This is a genomic window from Neisseria sp. P0009.S007, from assembly GCF_051962515.1.
This window is the reverse complement of the sequence record NZ_JBQCVF010000750.1, coordinates 1-835: the sequence shown is the minus strand read 5'-3', so window position 1 is coordinate 835 and position 835 is coordinate 1. Positions and strand designations below refer to the sequence as shown.

Annotated in this window: 2 protein-coding genes; both read left to right on the top strand. The window is 52.2% G+C overall.

Going from position 1 to position 835, the window contains the following annotated elements; translation table 11 throughout:
• A partial coding sequence (locus ACTHS3_RS16120; RefSeq protein ID WP_440368521.1) for a phosphatidate cytidylyltransferase occupies positions 1-191 on the top strand: 191 nt, incomplete at its 5' end.
• A gap of 33 nt (positions 192-224) precedes the next feature.
• On the top strand, positions 225-835 hold a 611-nt coding region (locus ACTHS3_RS16115; RefSeq protein WP_440367861.1), incomplete at its 3' end, for an SIMPL domain-containing protein.

The following is an 835-nucleotide window of genomic DNA, read 5'->3' as shown; positions in this document are numbered from 1 at the left end:
AAACGATTTTGATCGGCTTGATTCTGACCGTTGTCAGCGTGTGCGGCGATTTGCTGGAAAGCTGGCTCAAACGTGCGGCCGGTATCAAAGACAGCAGCAATCTGCTGCCGGGACACGGCGGTGTGTTCGACCGTGTGGACAGCCTGATTGCCGTTATCAGCATTTATGCCGCCTTTGTATATTTGTTTTAAACCGCCTGTCTCACGTTGTTGAGGGAGCTGATTATGTCCGAACAAAAACAGATTTCATCTTTATCGATTTTGGGCGTATTGTTGGCACTGGGATTGATGGCTGCGGCGTTTATTTTGGGCGTGCAGTTTAAGAATCTGCGCCAACCGGGGACGATTACCGTAAAAGGTTTGGCGGAGAAAAATTTCCAATCCGACAGCGCGACGTGGAATACGGGCGTGAACGCGCACGGCGAGAGCTATCAGGAAGTTTTGGATTTGCTGACGGCAAGACGCAAGAAGCTGTCTAAGTTTTTGGGCGAGCAAGGCTTTACGGCGGCTGAAATGAAAGTGGGCCTGCCCGAAGTGTCGCGCGTTTTCAATGAAACCCGCGACGAACTGGGCAACGTAACCCGCACGCCCAACGGCTACGACGGCGACCTCAATATTGTGGTCAACACCAAAAAACTGGACAAAATCCAAGCCGCCCAGCGCGCCATTTTGAATTTCCGTGCGCAAAACGAATTTATCCGCTTCGACAATCCGCAATATTTGCTGGGCAATTTGGAAACCATCAAACGCGATTTGATCACGCAGGCGACTGAGGATGCGCAGAAACGCGCGGCCGAATTTGCCAAAACCGGCGGCGGCAAAGTGGGTGCCATGCG